We start from the raw sequence: 17,705 nt of genomic DNA on the forward strand, positions 1-17,705 counted from the left end.
TCTAAAGAGGCGCAACCGCCACAGGAAGGAACCATCCAATGAGCATTCGTCGCATCGATGTTGGCCCGCGCATGAGCCAGATCGTCATTCACGGAGATACCGTCTATCTGGCCGGTCAGGTCGGTCAGCCGACCGGCAACGTCGCTTCGCAGACCAGGGATATCCTGGCGGCTGTCGACGAACTGCTGGCCAAGGCCGGCTCCGACAAGACCAAGATCCTGCAGGCGATCATCTGGCTGGCCGACATGAGCACCTTTGCCGAGATGAACGCGGAGTGGGACAAGTGGGTGCCGCAAGGCAACACGCCGGCCCGCGCCACCGGCGAAGCAAAGCTCGCCACCCCGGAATATCTGGTCGAGGTTATTATTACGGCTGCGATTTGATCGGCGGTTTTCTACCTCCCCCTTGTGGGGAGGTCGGACCGAAGGTCCGGGTGGGGGTTGGCGCCGCTGCCCTCCGCTATGGCTCCGGGCGTTAGGCGTTCGAAAAGCCAAATCGTTGGCTTTTCGCCAGCCTGCGGCTGGACACGCCTCACCCCTGCGACGGCCTGAACCTTGCCACCAGCGTGTGGCTCTCGGCCGGGTAGGTAAAGCGCACATGGGTGACCGGGTGATCGGCGCTCCATGTCCGTCGCTCGACCACGAGGCACGGCGCGCCGGCTTCGATATCGAGCGCGGCCGCGATATGCCTGTCGGCGGCGACAGCGCGAATCCGGTGCTCGGCTTCGCTCCACGGCACGCGGCCAATCAGCCATGGTCCTGGTGCTATGGCCACGAATTCCTCGTCTGCTGCCTCGGGCACGGCGGTGAGATTGATCAGCCGCTGTTCATGCGCGAACGAACGCTCGCCGGCGAAATGCCCGCACTCCAGCGCCAGCACTGGCCCGGCCGCGCCCAGCTCCAGCAGGGCGCGATCCTCGGCGCTGCTACGCCTTTTGTGTCGCGCGACGCGCTCGTAGCGGTAGGGTAGGCCGAGCGCTTCGACCTCGATGCGGATATCGTGGATTTCCAGCACCGCCGCTTGCGACTGCGGCCGGCGCACAAAACTGCCTGAGCGGCGGCGCCGCTCGATCAGCCCAGCCTTGGCAAGCTGCGACAGCGCCTTGTTCACCGTCATGCGCGAGCAATTGTATTGCGTGCTCAGCTCGTGCTCGAACGGAATGCGGTGACCAGGCGCCCAGGCACCGGACATGATGCGTTCACTGATGTCGGACAGGATGCGCTGGTGCAGCGAGACGCTACCTTCAGCATCCGCAGTCTCGACAATGCTCATGCCGAAAGCGCCATCATAACGCTGCGAAACCGCTCGGTGATGGCCTCGCGCTTGACATGCCTGCCGCCGCTGACCTGTTTCTGGCCATGCACCCAGACGCAATCGACCTTGCTGCCATTGGCGAAGATCCAGGCGTCGAGGATTGCGTCACCGGTCTTGCCGGCCAGCGAGGGATTGTTGGCGTCGAGCGAGACGAGATCGGCGGATGCGCCGGCTGCGATTGCGGAGGCGCCGGCGCCAAGGGCGACGCTGCCGCCGTCGAGTGCGGCGTCGAACAGCGCGCGGCCGGTCGAGCCGCCCGCGACCGCCAGCACATTGCGGGCGCGGTGGGCGAGGCGCTGGGAATATTCGAGCTGGCGCAACTCGTCGGGCAGGCCGATCAGCACGTTGGAATCGGAGCCGACGCCAAAGCGGCCGCCATGTTCTCTGAACAGCGGCGCTGCAAAAGTGCCGTCGCCGAGATTGGCCTCGGTGATCGGGCAAAGACCGGCGATGGCCCCGCTTTTGGCCATGGCGATCGTTTCCGCATCGGTCATGTGAGTGGCGTGGATCAGGCACCAGCGCTTGTCGACTTTGGCATGGCCAAGCAGAAATTCGACCGGCCGCGCGCCCGACCAGGCAAGGCAATCCTCGACTTCCTTCACCTGCTCGGCAATGTGGATGTGGATAGGCCCATCCGGCACCATCTCGGCCACCTCAATCAGTTCTTCCGGTGTCGCCGCGCGCAAACTGTGCGGGGCAACGCCGACAACCGCTTGATTCAAAGTGCGAACGCATTCCCGGCTTTTCTCAACAAGCCGCGAGAACCGATTCACATCGTTGATGAATCGCCGCTGGCCTTCGTTTGGCGCGGCACCGCTGAAAGACGAATGTGCGTAAAACACCGGCAGCAGCGTCAGGCCGATGCCCGTTTCGCCGGCCGCGGCCGCAATGCGCTCGGCCATCTCGGCGAGGTTGGCGTAGGGTTTTCCATCGCGGTCGTGATGCAGATAGTGAAATTCGCCGACGCGTGAAAAACCGGCCTCCAGCATCTCGACATAGATCTGCGCTGCAACCGCCTCGACCTGATCGGGCGTCATCGACAGGGCGAAACGGTACATCACCTCGCGCCAGCTCCAGAAACTGTCGGCGGAGGGGCCGCGAAGCTCGGCAAGGCCGGCCATGCCGCGCTGGAAGGCGTGACTATGCAGGTTGGGCATGCCGGGCAACAGGATCGCGTGGCGTTCGTCGCCGGCTGCCGCTGCGGCGCCAGGCTGAACGGCTGAAATGCGTCCCTCGGCCAAGGTGAGCCGCACATTGTCGTGCCAGCCATTGGGAAGGAGTGCCTGCTCCGCGAAGATATCAGTCACTTTTCTCTCCGGTTCTCTGTCTCTCATGCGATGATGGCACTTGCAGCGCTTTTCAATATGTATATACATAATCACTATCGATTGAAACGGAAAAGATGATGGCCGCAGAGAGCAAAAGCCGGGCAGGGGGTCTTCGTCTGTGGCGCAATGCGCGCCTGGCGACCATGGCCGAAAGTTCTGCGGGACTTGGCATCGTCGAACAGGGCGCGATCGCTGCGCGGGATGGCCGCATAGTGTACGCCGGTCCCGAAGCGGAGCTGCCCTCAACACTTGCCCAGGGCGCTGAGACGGTCGATTGCGAGGGCCGCTGGATCACGCCCGGCCTGATCGACTGCCACACCCATCTGGTCCATGCCGGCAACCGCGCCAACGAATTCGAGATGCGGCTGGCCGGCGCCAGCTATGAAGAAGTCGCCAGGGCCGGCGGCGGCATTGTCTCTTCGGTCAAATCCTTGCGCGCCGCCAGCGAAGACGATCTGGTCACCCAATCGCTGCCGCGCCTCGATGCGCTGATCGCCGAGGGTGCTACCACGGTCGAAATCAAATCGGGCTACGGCCTCGATCTCGAAAACGAAAAGAAGTCGCTGCGTGCGGCCCGCCAATTGGGTGAAAAGCGGCCTGTGACGATCCGCACGACTTTCCTCGGCGCCCACGCGCTGCCGCCGGAAGCCAGGGGCGACAAGGACGCTTTCATCGATCTGGTCGCCAAGGAAATTCTCCCGGCGGTTGCCGCCGAGGGGCTGGCCGATGCCGTCGACGGGTTTTGCGAGGGCATCGCCTTTTCGCCGGACCAGATGGCGTGCGTCTTCGATGCCGCCAAGGCCGCCGGCCTGCCGGTCAAGCTTCATGCCGACCAGCTGTCCAACCTGCATGGCGCCGAACTTGCCGCCCGCTATGGCGCGCTGTCGGCCGACCATCTCGAATACACCGATGAGGCGGGTGCTGCGGCGATGGCCAAGGCCGGAACCGTGGCGACGATCCTGCCCGGCGCCTACTATTTCATTCGCGAAACAAAGAAGCCGCCGATCGGCCTGTTTCGCCAGCACGGCGTCAAGATGGCTGTCGCCACCGACAACAATCCCGGCACCTCGCCGCTGACCTCGCTGCTTCTGACCATGAACATGGCCGCGACTCTGTTCGGCCTGACCGTCGACGAATGCCTTGCCGGCGTCACCCGCGAGGCGGCCCGTGCGCTTGGTCTGCTGGGTGAAACCGGCACGCTTGAGGTCGGAAAATCCGCCGACCTGGCGATCTGGGACATCGAGCGCCCCGCCGAACTCGTCTACCGCATGGGCTTCAACCCGCTGCATGCCCGCATCTGGAGAGGACAATGACCGAACTGACCCTGAAGCCCGGCAATGCGACGCTGGCCGACTGGCGCGCGATCTATCGTGGCGCCGCACTGAAGCTCGACGATGCCTGCCGACCGAAAATCAAGGCGAGCGCCGAGGCCGTCGCCAGGATCGTTGCCAAGGGCGAGCCGGTCTATGGCATCAACACTGGCTTCGGCAAACTGGCGAGCGTCCGCATTCCGGCCGAAGACCTGGAGACCTTGCAGCGCAACATCGTGCTGTCGCACGCCGCCGGCGTCGGCGAGCCGATGCCATCAGCCGTTTGCCGGCTGATGATGGCGCTGAAGCTCGCCAGCCTGGCGCAGGGCGCCTCCGGCGTGCGGCCGCAAACCATCGAGTTGCTCGAAGCGATGCTGGCCAACGACGTCATCCCGGTGGTGCCGGCGCAAGGCTCGGTCGGCGCCTCCGGTGACCTTGCCCCGCTGTCGCACATGACGGCGGTGATGATCGGCGTCGGCGAATGCTTCACCCCGCATGGTCGCTTCCCGGCCAAGGTCGCCTTTGTCTCGCATGGGCTGGAGCCGGTGACATTGGGCGCCAAGGAAGGCCTGGCGCTGCTCAATGGCACGCAGTTTTCGACGGCCTATGCGCTGGCCGCTTTGTTCGAGGCCGAAGTGCTCTACCAGTCGGCGCTGGTCGCCGGCGCCTTGTCGACCGACGCCGCAAAAGGCTCCGATGCACCCTTCGATCCGCGCATTCATGCCTTGAGAAAGCATCGCGGCCAGATCGAGACGGCGGACGCGCTGCGCAATCTGATGGCCGGCAGCGCCATCCGTGAATCGCACCGGGTTGGCGACGAGCGTGTGCAGGATCCGTATTGCTTGCGCTGCCAGCCACAGGTCATGGGCGCGGCACTCACCGTGCTGCGCCAGGCGGCCGACACGCTGGGCACCGAGGCCAATGGCGTCACCGACAATCCGCTGATCTTCGCCGAGGATGACACCGCACTGTCCGGCGGCAATTTCCACGCCGAGCCGGTGGCCTTCGCCGCCGACATGATCGCGCTCGCCGTCTGCGAGATCGGCTCGTTGTCGGAACGCCGCATCGCCATGCTGGTCGACCCGGCATTGTCGGGGATGCCGGCCTTTTTGACGCCGAAGCCCGGTCTGAACTCCGGCTTCATGATCCCGCAGGTGACTGCGGCGGCGCTCGTCTCCGAAAACAAGCAGAAAGCCTATCCGGCCAGCGTCGATTCCATCCCCACCTCGGCCAACCAGGAAGATCACGTTTCGATGGCGGCGCACGGTGCGCGCCGGCTGATCGGCATGGTTGAGAACGCCACCGCGGTGATCGGCATCGAACTGCTGGCCGCGGCGCAAGGCTGCGACTTCCATGCGCCGCTGGCGTCGAGCGCGGCGCTCGAGGCCGTGCGCAAGCTGGTCCGGGCCGAGGTGTCGCATCTCGACAATGACCGGCATTTCCACCCCGATATGGAAAAGGCGATCGCCATGGTGCGCAGCGGCGCGACCATCAAGGCAGCCGGCGCGATAGCGCTGCCGTCGATTTCCGGAGCGGCATGATGGCAAGCACGCCCTGGCTCACCGTCACGCCCGGCACCGCCCCGTTGCTGGTGTCGATCCCGCACACCGGAATCGATCTCGCTGGCCTCGAGAACCGGCTGGTGTCGCCCTGGCTCGGCCGCCGCGACTGCGACTGGTGGATCGACATGCTCTACGATTTCGTGACCGACCTCGGTGCAACTGTCGTGCACACCGCGATCTCTCGCACCGTCATCGACGTCAACCGTGATCCATCCGGCGCATCGCTCTATCCCGGCCAGGCGACGACCGGCCTCTGCCCGACAGAAACCTTCGACGGGGATCCGCTCTACCGCGAAGGCGAGGAGCCGGGACCTTCAGAGGTTGATGAGCGGCGCGAAAAATTCTTCGTGCCCTACCATGCCGCCTTGCAGGCCGAAATCGGCCGCTTGCGCGGGCTGCACGAGAAGATCGTTCTCTATGACTGCCATTCGATCCGCTCGGTGCTGCCGCGCCTGTTTGAAGGCACACTGCCGGTGTTCAATCTCGGCACCAATGACGGCAAGAGCGCCGATCCGACCTTGCAGGCGATGGTCGATCAGATCATCGCCGAGACCAGCGAGACCTCTGTCGTCAATGGCCGTTTCAAGGGCGGCTGGATCACGCGCCATTTCGGACAACCTCAAGATGGCGTGCATGCGCTGCAGATGGAGCTGTCCAACCGTGGCTACATGCGCGAGCCGGAAGGTAAGGGCATGCCGGACAACTGGCCGGTGCCTTACGATGCCGAGTTTGCAGCACCGATCCGCGCCACGCTGCGGAAAATCCTCGAGACCGCGACATCCTGGGCGCGCGTCTGACATCAGATCCTTTTATGGAGTGACGCCATGAATAATCCTCGCCACAACATCCGTGAAGTCCGCAGCCCGCGTGGCACCGAAATCAGCGCCCGCTCCTGGCTGACGGAAGCGCCGCTGCGCATGCTGATGAACAATCTCGACCCGGACGTCGCCGAAAACCCCAACGAGCTGGTCGTCTATGGCGGCATCGGCCGGGCGGCGCGGACCTGGAACGATTTCGACCAAATCGTCGCCTCGTTGAGGACACTGGCCGATGACGAGACTTTGCTGGTGCAGTCGGGCAAGCCGGTCGGCGTCTTCCGCACCCATCCCGACGCACCGCGCGTGCTGATCGCCAATTCCAATTTGGTGCCGCACTGGGCGACCTGGGAAAAATTCAACGAGCTCGATAAGAAAGGCCTGATGATGTACGGCCAGATGACGGCCGGCTCGTGGATCTACATCGGCACGCAAGGCATCGTGCAGGGCACCTACGAGACCTTCGTCGAGGCCGGACGCCAGCATTATGGCGGCAATCTCAAGGGAAAATGGATCCTGACCGGCGGGCTCGGCGGCATGGGCGGCGCCCAGCCGCTGGCCGCCGTCATGGCCGGCGCCTGTTGCCTGGCGATCGAATGCAACCCGGACTCGATCGATTTCCGCCTGCGCACCCGCTACGTCGACGAGCGCGCCGACACGCTCGACGAGGCGCTGGAAAAGATCGAGCGCTGGACCAAGGCCGGCGAGGCGAAGTCGGTCGGACTGCTCGGCAATACGGCCGAGATCGTGCCGGAAATGTTCAGGCGTGGCATTCGCCCCGATATGGTCACCGACCAGACCTCGGCGCACGATCCCATCAACGGCTATCTGCCGAAGGGCTGGACGATGGCCGAATGGCGCGAGAAGCGCGTCAGTGACCCGAAGGCAGTCGAAAAGGCGGCACGCGCGTCCATGCGCGAGCATGTCGAGGCGATGGTGGCGTTCTGGAACGCCGGCGTGCCGACGCTCGACTATGGCAACAACATCCGCCAGGTGGCCAAGGAGGAGGGCTTCGAGAACGCCTTCGCCTTCCCCGGCTTCGTGCCGGCCTACATCCGTCCGCTGTTTTGCCGCGGCATCGGCCCGTTCCGCTGGGCAGCCTTGTCGGGCGATCCCGAGGATATCTACAAGACCGATGCCAAGGTGCGCGAGTTGACGCCCGGCAACACCCATCTTCACAACTGGCTCGATATGGCGCGTGAGCGCATTGCTTTCCAGGGGCTGCCGGCGCGCATCTGCTGGGTCGGCCTCGGCGACCGGCATCGGCTGGGCCTCGCCTTCAACGAGATGGTGGCCAAGGGCGAGCTGAAGGCGCCGGTCGTCATCGGCCGCGATCACCTCGATTCCGGCTCGGTCGCCTCGCCGAACCGCGAAACGGAATCGATGAAGGACGGCTCGGACGCCGTGTCCGACTGGCCGCTGCTCAACGCACTGCTCAATACGGCGTCTGGCGCCACCTGGGTGTCGCTGCACCATGGCGGCGGCGTCGGCATGGGCTTTTCCCAGCACGCCGGCATGGTCATCGTCGCCGACGGCACGCGCGACGCCGCCAGGCGCCTGGAACGGGTGTTGTGGAACGACCCGGCGACCGGTGTCATGCGCCACGCCGATGCCGGCTACGACATCGCCATCGAATGCGCCAAGGAGCACCAACTCAACCTGCCTGGCATTCTCGGGTAACGGACTGATCTCATGCGCATCCTGCGGGCAGCCGAATACCGGTCGATGCCGTGGAAGAACGGCGGCGGCGTGACGACGGAAATCGCCGTCTCGCCCACCGGTGCCGGGCTCGACGACTTCGGCTGGCGCGTCTCGATGGCGCGTGTCGAATCGAGCGGTCCGTTCTCGCAGTTTGCCGGCATCGATCGCACCCTTGCCGTGCTCGAAGGCGAGGGCATTGTCCTCGAGATTGCCGGCTACCCGCCGACATCCATAAACAGGGCGACCGCCCCGTTTTCCTTTCCGGCCGACGTGCAGACCTCGGCCGCGCTGATTGGCGGGCCGATCACCGATCTCAATGTCATGACCCGCCGAAGCCGGATGACGCATTCGGTCGAACGCCTGGTGATTTCGGCTCCCGTGGAAATCCGGACTGAAGCCGGCACAACCCTTATCCTGTGCTTGAACGGCGAAGTCATCGTGCCCGCCGCCGAACCGGTTCGCCTCGGGCCGCTCGACACGCTGCTGCCCGAGCCGGACAGCGCCAGCCTGCTTGTCCAGCCCGCCCATGAGACAACGCTGTTCGTGATCCGGATCGGCGGCATCTCCGGCAACGATTAACGCTTGTTTCCAAACATGATCGCGATGCCGGCGAATTATAGCGTAAGCTGACGGCGGGCATCACGAAAAAGCCCGAATCCTCCCCGTCGATCGATCTCGACGGGAGGAGGGGCGCTCGTCGTTGTTTTTCGCTGAGGGATGACGCCCTGTCGTGGTGCGGAAACAAACTTTCGGCAAATGGGGTTTATGCAACCAATTGCATTTGAATCGGTTTTAGGGCCATTGCCGTGGCGGTGACGCCGCTGACTGCCCGCTTACGGAATTTTCAATGAATATTCAGACGAACCCTGCCCAAATCGAGAAGACAAGCGCGAGCTTCCCGGCCATCACCGAAGAGCCGATCCGCTCCAATTACCTGCCCGAAGAGCGCCTTCGGCTGCTCGGTGAAAGCCTGGCAAAAGGCGACCTCACCGATCTGTTCGGCCTGACGCCCTTCGATTTTCAGGCGCGTGTCCGCGACAGCGCCAAGAAGATCCTGGAAGTCTACCGGTCAACCAATGCGGCGCAGGCGAGAGGCGAGACGATCACGCCGGCGGCACAATGGCTGCTCGACAACAACTATCTGGTCGAAGAGACCATTTTCCAGGTCAAGCGCGACCTGCCGCGCCGCTTCTATCGCCAGCTGCCGACCTTGAAACTGCCTGACAATGGCAGCGTGCCGCGCGCGCTGGCGCTGGCATGGACCTATGTGGCGCATTCGGACAGTTCCGTGTCGGCGACGATGTTCAAGGCCATCGTTCAGGGCTTCCAGTCGGTCGAGCCGCTGAAGATCGGCGAACTTTGGGCGCTGCCTTCGCTGTTGCGCTTCGTCCTGATCGAGAATCTCCGCCGGCTGGCGGTCAGGGTCAATCGCACCCGTCAGATGCGCCAGATCGCCAATGATGTGGCGGACAAGGTTCTGGCGACCGACGACAGCGCCGACCGGCAGGCGATCCTGTCCAACTTCAGCGCCCACGCGCAGGACACCACCTTTGCCACCCAACTGCTCTATCGCTTGCGCGATGGATCGCAGAATGCCGGCAAGGCCCTGGAATGGCTGGAAGGCGAACTCGAAAAGACCGGCTCCGATGCCGAGGAAATCATCATTTCCGAACACCACACCCTGTCCAGCGGCAATGTGACGACGGGCAACATTATCCGCGGCCTGCGCCTCATCAACGACGTCGACTGGACCGTGTGGTTCGAAGGCGTCAGCCGCATCGACACCGTGCTGCGCGAGCGCACCGATTTCGCCGCGCTCGACTTCTTCTCGCGGGACCAGTACCGGACCGCGATCGAGGAACTCGCGCGCCGCTCGGATCTTTCGGAATATCGCGTCGCCGAAAAGGCCATTGAGTTGGCCGGCCATGCCGCCAGCGAGACCATGCTAGGCGATGGTGAAAGCGATGCGGGTCCGATCTTATCCGCCCACACCGATGTCGGTTTCTTTCTTGTCGGCCCACGCCGGCTGGAGCTGGAGAAGGCGATCGGCTACCGGCAGACCATCAGCCAGACGGTCAAGCGCGCCTTCCGCAAGACCGGGTGGCTTGGCATCGTCGTACCGGTGTTTGCGCTGACGGCCCTGCTTCTCGTCCTCTCCGGCAACGCACTCGCCAATCTCGGCCTGTCGGTGCCGTCGATCGTCCTGATGCTGGCGCTGTTCGCCGTGCCGGCCAGCGAGGGCGCGCTCGCCTTCTTCAACACTGTCGTTTCGCTGTTCCTCAAACCGACGCGCCTTGTCGGCTACGATTACAGGCACGGCGTACCGCCCGAGGCGCGCACGCTTGTTGTGGTGCCGTCGCTGATCGGCTCGCGCGACGATGTCGAGGAAAACATCCGCAACATCGAGGTGCATCATCTCGCCAACACCGCCGATGAAATCCATTTCGCGCTGTTGTCGGACTGGCCCGACAGCAAGACCGAGATCGATGCGGCGGATACCGAAATCCTCGAATTCGCCCGCGCCGAGATCGCCCGTCTCAACGCCCGCTATCCCTCCGAAGGCGCGCCTCGTTTCTACATCCTGCACCGGCGCCGGCTGTTCAATGCGGCTCAAGGGTCCTGGATGGGCTGGGAGCGCAAGCGCGGCAAACTGCACGAACTCGACCTTCTGCTGCGCGGCGACAGCGACACCACGTTCCTGCCGCTCGACGTGCCGCTGCCGGAGAACGTCGTCCATGTGATGACGCTCGACGCCGACACGCGCACCACCCGCGACGCTGTCGCGACCCTCGTCGGCAAGCTTTGCCACCCGCTCAACCGCCCGCATTTCGATGCCAGCAAGCGCGTTGTCACCGCCGGCTATGCGATCCTGCAGCCGCGCATCACCGCGTCGCTGACCAGCGGCGACGATGCGTCGTTTTTCCAGCGGGTCTTTTCGGCCAATCGCGGCCTCGACCCCTATGTCTTTGCCGTGTCCGATCTCTATCAGGACGTCTTCGGCGACGGTTCTTTCACCGGCAAGGGCCTCTATCACGTCGACGCCTTCGAGGCGGCGCTGCAGGGCCGCATCGAGGAAAACACCATCCTCAGCCACGATCTGCTGGAAGGCGCGCTGGCGCGCTCGGCGCTGGTCACCGACGTCGAACTGGTCGAGGATTATCCGACCCGCTACTCGGTCGACGCCTCGCGCCACCACCGCTGGGCGCGCGGCGACTGGCAGCTGCTCGGCTTCATGCTCGATCCGCGCTCCGGCGTGCCAGCCCTGTCGCGCTGGAAGATGATCGACAATCTACGCCGCTCGCTCACGCCGATCTTCTGGGTGATGGCGGCGATCGCCGGCTGGACGCTGCTGCCCTTCACGCAGGCCGCGCAATGGCAGGCCCTGCTGATCCTCAGCCTGTTCATGGCGCCGACATTCGACATCGTCAACGCCATCCTGCCCAAGAGCGGCGACCAGACGCCGCGCGGCCATTTCTCGGCCCTGGCGCGCGATGTCGCCTTCGGCACCGCCATGGTGGCGCTGAAGATCGTGCTGATGGCGCACAACGCCTGGATGATGGGCGACGCCATCGTCCGCACGCTCTACCGACTGTTCGTCAGTCGCCAGAACCTTTTGGAATGGCGCACCGCCTCGCAGGCGCACAAGGCGGGCGACAACGATATCGGATCGTATTACGGCATGATGTATGGCGCCGTGATCATCGGCTTCGTCGGCCTTGCCATTCCGGTGCTGGCCGATTCGACCGGCGCCTTCGTTGCCTTCTTTTTCGCCCTGTTCTGGATTGGCTCGCCCGCCATCGCCAGCTGGATCAGCCGTTCGGCTGAAACCGAGGACCGCTTGCGCATATCGCAGGCTGATATCCATACGTTGCGCACGGTGGCACGGCGCACATGGCACTATTTCGAAAGCTTCGTGACGTCAGAGCATCACCATCTGCCGCCGGACAATTTCCAGGAAAGCCCGGCGCCGGTCGTCGCACCTCGCACCTCGCCGACCAATATCGGCGTCTATCTGCTGTCCGTCGTCTCTGCCCGCGACTTCGGCTGGATCAGCCTGTCCGACGCCATCACCCGCATCGACGCCACCATGACGACGATCGAGGGCATGCCGCGTGATCGCGGCCACCTCTTCAACTGGTATGATACGACGACGCTGAAGCCGCTCTATCCGCTCTACATCTCGGCTGTCGACAGCGGCAATCTCGCCGGCCATCTGGTGGCGGTGGCGGCAGCTTGCGCCGAATGGGCCGAAGCGCCCTCCGTCCATCTCCAGGGTGATTTCGAAGGCATTCTCGACACCGTCACCATTCTCGGCGAAAGCCTTGATGAGCTGCCCGACGACCGCCGCCAGCTGAGACCCCTGCGCCAGCGCCTCGCCGACCGTCTCGACGGCATGCGGCGCGCGGTCGACACCATCAAGGCGCAGCCGGAAATGGCGTCGATCCGCACCATCAATCTGGCCGTGCTGGCCGGCGAGATCCGCAAGCTTGCCACAGCCATCCACACCGAGGCGGCGTCGCCGCAGAGCGACGTCATCGTCGACTGGGCGGCAAGGCTCGAAGCCACCTGCGAAGCGCACGTTCATGACGCGCACAGCGACGACAATGCCGTCGAAGCGCTGCGTGCCAAGCTGCTCACCTTGCGCGAGCGCACGCGTCGCTTCGCCTTCGAAATGGATTTCTCCTTCCTGATGCGGCCGGAGCGCAAGCTGCTGTCCATCGGTTACCGGGTCGAGGAACACCAGCTCGATGAAAGCTGCTACGACCTTTTGGCTTCCGAGGCGCGGCTGACCAGCCTGTTCGCCATCGCCAAGGGTGACCTGCCGACCGAGCACTGGTTCCGGCTGGGCCGGCCGATCGTCGAGATCGGGTTCCAGGGCGCGCTGATGTCCTGGTCCGGCTCGATGTTCGAATATTTGATGCCGCCGCTGGTGATGAAGGAGCCGCAGGGCTCGATTCTCAACCAGACCAGCAAGCTGATCATCAAGCGCCAGATCCAGTACGGCCGCCAGAAGAACGTGCCGTGGGGCATTTCGGAAGCGGCCTACAACGCCCGCGACCGTGAACTGACCTACCAGTACACCAATTTCGGCGTTCCCGGCCTGGGGCTGAAGCGCGGCCTTGGCCAGAACACGGTGATCGCGCCTTACGCCACCATATTGGCGGCCCAGTTCAACCCGCGCGAAGCCGTGCAGAACCTCGCCCGATTGCGGGAGATCGGCGCGCTTGGCCGCCACGGATACTATGACGCCGTCGACTTCACGCCGCAGCGCGTGCCGGAAGGCTCGGACCATGTCGTCGTGCAGAACTACATGGCCCACCATTCGGGCATGTCGATCGTGGCGGTTGCCGACGCCATCTTCGAAGGCCGTATGCGCGACCGTTTCCACAGCGATCCGGTCATCGAATCGGCCGAACTTTTGCTGCAGGAGAGGGCGCCGCGCGATATCCCGACCGCGACCGTCAGGACAGAGGCCGACGAACGCGCCAAGGACGAGACCGAAGTCGACAGCCCCGACACCCGCATCGTGCTCAACCCACTGCAGTCGCTGCGGTCGACCAGCGTCATGTCGAACGGCCGCTATTCGGTGATGGTCACCGCGACCGGCTCGGGCTACAGCCGCTGGGGCGATCTCTCCGTCACCCGCTGGCAGCCGGATCCGACCGAGGACCGGCTCGGCTCCTACATCTTCCTGCGTGACGCCGGCACCGGCGACTGGTGGTCGGCGACGGCTGAGCCGAAGCGTGCGGCCGAGGAAAAGGCGCAGACTTTGTTCTCCGACGACAAGGCGAGCTTCGTCAAATCGGTGGGCACGTTGCGCTCCGAGGTCGAATGCATCGTCATCTCGGAAGGCAATGGCGAGGGCCGTCGGGTCACGCTCTATAATGATGGTCCGTCCGACCGTCACATTGAAGTGACCTCCTTCGCCGAGCTGGTACTCGGCCTGGAAGCGTCCGACAACGCGCATCCGGCCTTCTCGAAGATGTTCGTGGAAACCGAGATTGCATCGAATAACGCGGCGATCTTCGCCACGCGGCGCAAGCGCGAGACCAGCGAGCCGGATATCGCCATGGTGCATTTCGTCACCGATCCGTCCGGATCGGCGCGCGATGCCGAGGCCGAGACCGACAGGCGCGCCTTCATAGGCCGTGGCCGTACCATTGTCGACGCGGCCGCCTTCGATCCGGGCGCCAGGCTTGGCGGCCATTCGGGCTTCACGCTCGATCCCGTCGCCTCGCTGCGCCGTCAGGTGCGCGTGCCGGCCAACAAGAAGATATCGCTGACCTTCTGGACCGTCGTCGGCACCGGCCGCACTGAGCTGGACGAGGCAATCGCCCGGCTAGACCACCCGGAGAGCTTTGCCCGCCAGGCCATGCTCGCTTGGACGCGCAGCCAGGTGCAGACCCGCCATATGGGCCTCAGCCTGACCGATGCCGCCAATGTGCAGAAGCTGGCGCGCTACCTGATCTATCCGGATCCGTTCCTGCGTCTTCCCGCCGAATCCATCGCCTCGGGGCTGGGCAAGCAGTCGAGCCTGTGGCCGACCAGCATTTCCGGCGATTTCCCGATCTTCCTGGTCAGGATCGGCGACGTTGCCGATCTCGAAATCGTCGCCCAGGCGCTGCGTTTCCAGGAGTATATGCGCACCCGCGGCATGATGATCGACTTCGTCGTCGTCAACGAGCAGGCGTCCTCCTATGTTCAGGACCTGCAGCGGGCGGTCGAGACTCTGTGCGAAAACAGCCGTTTGCGCGGCAAGGAGCTCGGACCTCGCCAGCACATTTTCGCGGTGCGCCGCGACCTGATGGACGAGACGACCTACAAGACGCTGCTCGCCGTCGCCCGGGTGGTCCTGCACACGCGCAACGGCACCATCTTCGATCAGATCGAGCGGGCCGAGGCGGCCGCCCTGCAGGCACGCGACGCCCTGCTGCCGGCCGCACTGCCGGTTCTGCGTGAATTACCATCGCTTACGCCCACGACGCATGCATCTGCCTCGCAGGCGGTGGCGAATGTCAGCGCCGATGGCAGCGGGCTCAGCCAGTGGAACGGGTTTGGCGGTTTCGATGGCGACGGGCGGCACTATGTCGTGCGCCTGGCTGGCCGGCGCACCACGCCGCAGCCGTGGATCAACGTCGTCTCCAACGCCTCGTTCGGCTTTCACACCTCCGCTGAGGGGGCTGCCTTTACCTGGAGCCGAAACAGCCGCGACTACCAGTTGACGCCATGGTCGAATGATCCGGTCTCGAACCGGCCGGGCGAGGGCCTCTACATCTACGATCAGGCCAGCGGCAAGGCGTTTTCGCCGCTCGCCGCCATGGTGCGTGATCCCTCGATGACCTACGAGGCCTGGCATGGCCAGGGTTTCTCGACCTTCCGCTCGAAGCGCGGGCCGTTGTCGATGGACCTCACCCATGTCGTCGATCCGGTCGATCCGGTGAAGATTTCGCGGCTGCGCATCCAGAATTCCGGCTCGGTGCCGGCGCGGCTGCGTGTCTATGCCTATGCCGAATGGGTGCTCGGCGGGCATCGGTCGCGCACAGCGGCAACCATCGTCCCGTCGAGGGACGCCGCCACCGGGGCGTTGCTGGCACAAAACCCCTACGGGCTCGATTTCAGCGAACGGGTGGCCTTCCTTGCCGCCGACGGCGGCGTGCACTCGGTGACATCAGACCGCTCGGAGTTCCTCGGCCGGCATGGCTCCAGCGAGCTGCCGCAGGCGGTGCTGAGTGGTGCTGCGCTATCGGGCCGTGTCGAGGCCGGCGATGATCCGTGCGCGGCGATCGCCCGCGACATCGAGATTCCGGCCGGCGGCGACGTGACCCTGCTCTGGTTGCTCGGCGACGCCGAGTCCGTCGAGGAGGCGAGCGCGCTGGTCCAGGAACATCGGGTCAAGGATTTCGACCAGCGGCTGGCCGACAATGAGCGCGTGTGGCGCGGCTTTCTCGACACCATCCAGGTCGAGACACCGGACAAGGCGCTCGACGCCATGGTCAATCACTGGCTGCCCTATCAGAGCTTGGCCTGCCGCATCCGTGCCCGCTCCGCCTTCTATCAGGCCAGCGGTGCCTTCGGCTTCCGCGACCAGTTGCAGGACACGCTGGCGTTGCTGGCGCATGATCCGCAACTGGCGCGCGACCAGATACTCAACGCGGCGCGGCGGCAGTTCCCCGAAGGCGACGTGCAGCATTGGTGGCTGCCACGCACGGGCGCCGGCGTGCGCACGCTGATCTCCGACGACGTGGTCTGGCTGGCCCACGCCACGGCGCGCTACCTGCTGGTCACCGGTGACGCCACCATCCTCAAGGAGCAGTTGCCCTTCATCGACGGGCAGCCGCTGGGCGAGGGCGAACATGATGCCTTCTTCATCCCGGAGATTTCGAAGAAGACGGCGTCGCTCTACGACCATTGCGCGCGTGCGCTCGACCTGGCCATCAAACGCAGCAGCCCTGCGGGCCTGCCGCTAATCCTCGGCGGCGACTGGAACGACGGCATGAACCGCGTCGGCGAGCACGGCAAGGGCGAGAGCGTCTGGCTTGGCTGGTTCCTGCTGAAGACGCTGGGCGACTTCGCCCCCGTTGCCAAGACCGAGGGCGATGCCAAGCGTGCACAGGCCTGGGCAAAACATGCCGATGTTTTGAAGCGGGCGCTTGAGAGCACGGCATGGGATGGCGAATGGTACCGGCGCGGCAGCTTCGACGACGGCACCCCTCTGGGGTCTCGCAACTCGCAGGAGTGCAAGATCGACTCCATTGCCCAGTCCTGGAGCGTGCTTTCGGGGGAGGGCGATCCGGCACGGTCGACGACGGCGATGGAGCAGGCGACGAAGCTGCTCGTCGACGACAAGCTCAACATCGTCAAGTTGTTCACGCCGCCCTTCTCCAAGACGGAGAAGGACCCGGGTTACATCAAGAGCTATCCGCCCGGTGTGCGCGAGAATGGGGGCCAGTACACCCATGCCGCCACATGGTTCGTCATCGCGCTCGCCGAGATGGGGCAGGTCGACGAGGCCTATCGCTGTTTCTCGATGCTGAATCCGGTCAACCATGCGACCGACGAGGCGTCGGCCGAGCACTATCGTGTCGAACCCTATGTCGTGGCGGCCGATATCTATGCCGGGGACGACAATGCCGGCAACAGCAAGGGCGGCCGTGGCGGCTGGACCTGGTACACCGGCTCCGCCGGCTGGCTTTACAGGGCGGCGGTCGAAGGCATTCTGGGTATCGAACGGCGCGGCAAGCGTGTCCAGTTCAAGCCGAAGCTGCCGAGTCACTGGGATGGGTATTCGGCAAATCTCAAGATGCTGGGGGCGGAACTCAGGGTTCGTGTCATCCGCGACAATAAGGCCAAGGCCGTGTCGCTGGAGGTGAATGGGGCCAAGACCAAGGTTTCGGCAGTCGAACTCAAGGACGGCGAAGTTGCCGAAATCCTCATCAGGATCCCGGCCTGAGGCACTTTACCCAACAGCATTCCCCTCGGGCTCAAGCCCGGGGGAGGCAGCGGTTTTCGGCTCACGACAGGATGAAAGGGCGGCATGCCGCCCGTGTTGCCATCGGCCCGCCCGCATGGCATGCGGCTGAGAGGCTTATAAAATCAAAGACTTGATGCCCATCGCAGGGCTCGCGCCAGGCGGCGAGGCTCGGCGTCCCGTATTCTTGGGCGCGCGCAAAGCCG

Annotated in this window: 9 protein-coding genes; 7 read left to right on the forward strand and 2 right to left on the reverse strand. The window is 64.5% G+C overall.

Annotated elements, in window-relative coordinates; translation table 11 throughout:
* The first annotated feature begins 38 nt into the window (after positions 1 to 38).
* Positions 39 to 383, forward strand: coding sequence for a RidA family protein (locus tag EJ076_RS17585; RefSeq protein WP_126068745.1), 345 nt, complete (start codon positions 39 to 41; stop codon positions 381 to 383).
* 148 nt (positions 384 to 531) lie between these two features.
* Here EJ076_RS17585 and hutC read toward each other — a convergent pair whose 3' ends face one another.
* A complete protein-coding gene (gene hutC / locus EJ076_RS17590) occupies positions 532 to 1,272 on the reverse strand; it encodes a histidine utilization repressor (protein ID WP_126068746.1) in 741 nt (246 codons plus the stop codon).
* Positions 1,269 to 2,621, reverse strand: a complete 1,353-nt coding sequence (locus EJ076_RS17595) for a formimidoylglutamate deiminase (RefSeq protein WP_126068747.1) — start codon at positions 2,619 to 2,621, stop codon at positions 1,269 to 1,271. The genes hutC and EJ076_RS17595 overlap by 4 nt, the downstream gene beginning before the upstream one ends.
* A gap of 98 nt (positions 2,622 to 2,719) precedes the next feature.
* On the opposite strand from EJ076_RS17595, the gene hutI reads away from it, so the two are divergent.
* The 6 genes from hutI (at position 2,720) to EJ076_RS17625 (ending at position 17,481) form a co-directional block, all read left to right on the forward strand.
* The gene (gene hutI / locus EJ076_RS17600; protein WP_126068748.1) at positions 2,720 to 3,955 is read left to right on the forward strand and encodes an imidazolonepropionase; all 1,236 of its coding nucleotides are present in this window, start codon (positions 2,720 to 2,722) and stop codon (positions 3,953 to 3,955) included.
* Entirely contained in the window at positions 3,952 to 5,493 is a 1,542-nt protein-coding gene (gene hutH / locus EJ076_RS17605) for a histidine ammonia-lyase (protein ID WP_126068749.1), read from the forward strand. The genes hutI and hutH overlap by 4 nt, the downstream gene beginning before the upstream one ends.
* Positions 5,493 to 6,311 (forward strand): N-formylglutamate deformylase, encoded by an 819-nt coding sequence (gene hutG / locus EJ076_RS17610; RefSeq protein WP_126068750.1) that lies wholly within the window; start codon positions 5,493 to 5,495, stop codon positions 6,309 to 6,311. The genes hutH and hutG overlap by 1 nt, the downstream gene beginning before the upstream one ends.
* Before the next feature lie 27 nt (positions 6,312 to 6,338).
* On the forward strand, positions 6,339 to 8,009 hold the full coding sequence (gene hutU, locus EJ076_RS17615) for a urocanate hydratase (protein ID WP_126068751.1): 1,671 nt from the start codon (positions 6,339 to 6,341) through the stop codon (positions 8,007 to 8,009).
* A gap of 12 nt (positions 8,010 to 8,021) precedes the next feature.
* Complete coding sequence (locus EJ076_RS17620) at positions 8,022 to 8,609, forward strand: HutD family protein (protein ID WP_126068752.1); 588 nt, start codon at positions 8,022 to 8,024, stop codon at positions 8,607 to 8,609.
* 268 nt (positions 8,610 to 8,877) lie between these two features.
* Positions 8,878 to 17,481, forward strand: a complete 8,604-nt coding sequence (locus EJ076_RS17625; protein WP_126068753.1) for a glucoamylase family protein — start codon at positions 8,878 to 8,880, stop codon at positions 17,479 to 17,481.
* Positions 17,482 to 17,705: the final 224 nt, after the last annotated feature.

This window comes from Mesorhizobium sp. M7D.F.Ca.US.005.01.1.1 (assembly GCF_003952545.1).
Taxonomy (GTDB): domain Bacteria; phylum Pseudomonadota; class Alphaproteobacteria; order Rhizobiales; family Rhizobiaceae; genus Mesorhizobium; species Mesorhizobium loti.

What these genes read in the sequence shown, in the direction of transcription:
- hutC (WP_126068746.1), bottom strand. Translation starts at nt 1,272, where the DNA reads ATGAGCATTGTCGAGACTGCGGATGCTGAAGGTAGCGTCTCGCTGCAC.
- hutU (WP_126068751.1), top strand. Translation starts at nt 6,339, where the DNA reads ATGAATAATCCTCGCCACAACATCCGTGAAGTCCGCAGCCCGCGTGGC.
- EJ076_RS17625 (WP_126068753.1), top strand. Translation starts at nt 8,878, where the DNA reads ATGAATATTCAGACGAACCCTGCCCAAATCGAGAAGACAAGCGCGAGC.
- hutI (WP_126068748.1), top strand. Translation starts at nt 2,720, where the DNA reads ATGGCCGCAGAGAGCAAAAGCCGGGCAGGGGGTCTTCGTCTGTGGCGC.
- hutH (WP_126068749.1), top strand. Translation starts at nt 3,952, where the DNA reads ATGACCGAACTGACCCTGAAGCCCGGCAATGCGACGCTGGCCGACTGG.
- EJ076_RS17585 (WP_126068745.1), top strand. Translation starts at nt 39, where the DNA reads ATGAGCATTCGTCGCATCGATGTTGGCCCGCGCATGAGCCAGATCGTC.
- EJ076_RS17620 (WP_126068752.1), top strand. Translation starts at nt 8,022, where the DNA reads ATGCGCATCCTGCGGGCAGCCGAATACCGGTCGATGCCGTGGAAGAAC.
- hutG (WP_126068750.1), top strand. Translation starts at nt 5,493, where the DNA reads ATGGCAAGCACGCCCTGGCTCACCGTCACGCCCGGCACCGCCCCGTTG.